The organism is Acidisphaera rubrifaciens HS-AP3 (assembly GCF_000964365.1).
In the GTDB taxonomy this organism is placed as follows: domain Bacteria; phylum Pseudomonadota; class Alphaproteobacteria; order Acetobacterales; family Acetobacteraceae; genus Acidisphaera; species Acidisphaera rubrifaciens.
The window spans coordinates 1-3,108 of the sequence record NZ_BANB01000181.1 but is presented as its reverse complement, the minus strand read 5'-3'; the positions used below and the strand labels follow the sequence as shown (position 1 = coordinate 3,108).

At 72.4% G+C, this 3,108-nt stretch carries 4 protein-coding genes; 2 read left to right on the top strand and 2 right to left on the bottom strand.

Annotated elements, in window-relative coordinates:
- Both B8460_RS06590 and B8460_RS06585 read right to left on the bottom strand, forming a co-directional pair.
- A partial coding sequence (locus B8460_RS06590; RefSeq protein WP_048860786.1) for an alpha/beta hydrolase occupies positions 1-478 on the bottom strand: 478 nt, incomplete at its 3' end.
- The gene (locus tag B8460_RS06585) at positions 475-993 is read right to left on the bottom strand and encodes a cupin domain-containing protein (protein WP_084623295.1); all 519 of its coding nucleotides are present in this window, start codon (positions 991-993) and stop codon (positions 475-477) included. The genes B8460_RS06590 and B8460_RS06585, both read right to left, overlap by 4 nt.
- A 146-nt stretch (positions 994-1,139) precedes the next feature.
- On the opposite strand from B8460_RS06585, the gene B8460_RS06580 reads away from it, so the two are divergent.
- Positions 1,140-2,369: a flavin-dependent oxidoreductase gene (locus B8460_RS06580; protein ID WP_048860785.1), complete on the top strand. Its 1,230-nt coding sequence runs from the start codon at positions 1,140-1,142 to the stop codon at positions 2,367-2,369.
- A gap of 17 nt (positions 2,370-2,386) precedes the next feature.
- Positions 2,387-3,108, top strand: a 722-nt coding sequence (locus B8460_RS06575; protein ID WP_048860784.1) for a class II aldolase/adducin family protein, incomplete at its 3' end; no start/stop codon positions are given.

Genomic DNA, 3,108 nt, shown 5'->3' with positions numbered 1-3,108 from the left:
GCCCCTCCGCCCGCCAGTCGGTCGCCAGCAGCATCGCCGCCAGATGCCCGCCCGCCGAATGGCCCATGGCGAACACCGGCGCCCCGTGCCGCGCGACCAGCCAGGCGACCGCCGCGCGCATCTGCGCCACGATCGCATCCAGCGTCACGTCCGGGCACAGATCATAGGACGGCACCGCGACCGCGACGCCGCGCGCCACCAGCCCGCGCGCCAGATGGCTCGCGAACGACTTGTCGAGCCCCTGCCAGTAGCCGCCATGGATGAACATCGCGAGCGGCGCGCCCGTCCCCGTGCTCCCGGCCGGGCGGAACAGGTCGAGACGCTGGCGCGCCGACGGACCGTAGGCGAGGTCGAGGGCCGCGCCGGGCTGCGCCGCCCGGAACGCCGCCGAGTCCGCCGCCCATTGCGCGATGATCGCCGGATGCTCCGGCACCTTGGCGCGGTTGTTGTACTCCGCCTCGTAATCGATCGGCGTCACGGCGCGGGCGGCGCCTTGCCCTTCCGCGTGTGCATGTCGAACGCGTACTGGTCGGGCGAGAGGAACATCACCTCCCGCTTGGCCGATTCCGCCACCACCTGCGCCGGGTCGGTCATGTCGTGCAGCGTGTCGAACAGCTCGCGCAGCCGCCGCCCCGGCGCCACCCAGAAGATCGCCCGCGTCGGCGCGTCGGACAGGTTGTAATATCCGTGCGGGATGCCGGCCGGCATGCGCACCAGATCGCCCTTGGACGCGACATGGTGCTGCCCGTCCAGATACAGGTCGAAATGATTGTCCAGCACGTAGATGAACTCGTCCTGCGTCGGGTGGACGTGCGGCGGGACGAAGGTGCCGGGCGGGTCGAAGGTTTCGAACGCAAACGCATTCGCCCCCTCCGCCTTGAGGTAATAGGTGTGGCCGAGGATGCGCCACACCACGTCGTGTGCCCCGGTGCCGGCGGCGGCGATGCCCGGCTCCATCATCACGGGCACATGATTGGGGGTCGCGAGCTTCATGGCGCGGCTTCCTTCCGGGGCGCTTGCGGCGGGGGGGCGAGTGTCGCGCCAATGCGGCGGACCGGCAAGGCCGTGCCGGCGCGGCTTGCCGCCCCCCGGCCACGCGCGCAGCATGCGACGGGCACGGCAACACGGGCGGAGGCGCGATGGACGTCCTGATCGCGGGTGGCGGCATCGGCGGACTCACGCTCGCGCTGATGCTGCACGCCCGCGCCATCCCCTGCCGCATCCTGGAAGCGGCGGAGGAGGTGCGCCCCCTCGGCGTCGGCATCAACATCCTGCCCCATGCGGTGCGGGAACTCGCCTCGCTCGGGCTGCTCGACGCGCTCGATGCCGTCGCGGTGCGCACGCGCACGCTGACCTATGCCAACCATCACGGCCAGACCATCTGGACGGAGCCGCGCGGCTGTTACGCCGGCCATCCGGTGCCGCAATTCTCCGTCCATCGCGGCCACCTCCACGCCGTGCTGTGGGCGGCCGCGCGGGCACGCCTCGGCGCCGACGCGCTGTGCACCGGCCATCGCCTGGTCGGCTGGACGGAGGACGCGGACGGCGTCACCGCCCGCCTGATCCGCGCCGACGGCACGACGACGGAGGCACGCGGCACCGCCCTGATCGGCGCGGACGGCATCCACTCATTCCTGCGCGCGGCGCTGCACCCGGACGCGCCGGGGCTGCGCTGGAACGGCATCACCATGTGGCGCGGCGCGACCGACTGGCCCGCCTATGACGGCGGCGACGCGATGCTGGTGGCCGGCGACGCGGTGGCGAAGCTGGTGCTCTATCCGATCGGCCCCGGCGCTGCGCCGGATACCCGCCTGACCAACTGGGTGATCTACGCCCGCGTCGCCGGCGCGGACACGCCCACGCCCGACCGGCAGAACTGGTCGCGGCGCGGCCGTTACGAGGATTTCCGTCATCTGGCCGGGCGCATCGACCTGCCGTTCCTCGATGTCGGCGCGCTAATCCGCGCGACCGGGGAGATCTTCGAATACCTGATGTGCGACCGCGACCCGCTGCCGTGGTGGACGCGCGGGCGCGCGACCCTGCTCGGCGATGCGGCGCATCCGATGTACCCGGTCGGCTCCAACGGCGCGTCGCAGGCGGTGATCGACGCGCGCTGCCTCGCCGGCCATCTCGCGTCGCTGCCGGTCGCCGCCGCGCTCGAGGCCTACGCGGCGGAGCGGCTGCCGGCGACGGCGTCGATCGTCCGCTCCAACCGCACCGGCGGGCCGGAGCGGGTGATCGACCTCGTCGCCGCCCGCGCGCCGGACGGCTTCGCCGACGTGTCGGACGTGGCCAGCGCGAGCGAACTCGCCGGCATCACCCAGGGCTATGCCCGCCTCGCCGGCTTCGCGGTCGGCGGGCGCGCCTGACGACGCAGGAGACCGCGATGGACGCGCAGCCGCACGACGACGACCGCCCGGCGACGATGGCGCCCGAGGAATGGGCGCTGCGCCGCCAGCTCACCGATTTCTATCACCTCGTCGATTTCCTCGGCTGGTCGGAGCTGATCTTCAATCACATCTCCGCCCGCCTGCCGGGGCCGGCGCACCACTACCTCGTCAACCCGTTCGGGCTGAACTATCACGAGATCACGCCCGCGAGCCTGCTCAAGGTCGGCATCGACGGCGCCCTCGTCGAGCCGTCGGCGCATCCCGCCAATCCGGCGGGCTTCGCGCTGCACGGCGCGATCCACGCGAGCCGCCCCGACATCGCCTGCGTCGCGCACACCCACACCACGGCGATCTCCGCCGTCGCGATGAAGCGCGATGGTTTCAGCCACGACAATTTCTACGGCGCGCAGCTCACCGGCCGCATCGGCTACCATGATTTCGAGGGCATCACCCTGTACGACGACGAGCGCGCGCGCATGACCGCGAGCCTCGGCGACCGCCACGTCCTCGTGCTGCGCAACCACGGCGTCGCGGTGTGCGAGCGCGACATCCCGACCACGTTCATGCTGCTCTACACCGTCCAGCGCGCCGCCGAGGTGCAATGCGCGGCCGGCGCCATTCCCGGCCCGGACGTGACCCTGCGCGAGGCGACCCGCGCCCGCTGCCGCGACGCCGCCGACCACCTCACCCGCAACGCCGCCTTCGCCACCCTGCTGTT

Excerpts from the sequence above, each read along its gene's own strand:
- B8460_RS06580 (WP_048860785.1), top strand. The coding sequence starts at position 1,140 with ATGGACGTCCTGATCGCGGGTGGCGGCATCGGCGGACTCACGCTCGCG.
- B8460_RS06585 (WP_084623295.1), bottom strand. The coding sequence starts at position 993 with ATGAAGCTCGCGACCCCCAATCATGTGCCCGTGATGATGGAGCCGGGC.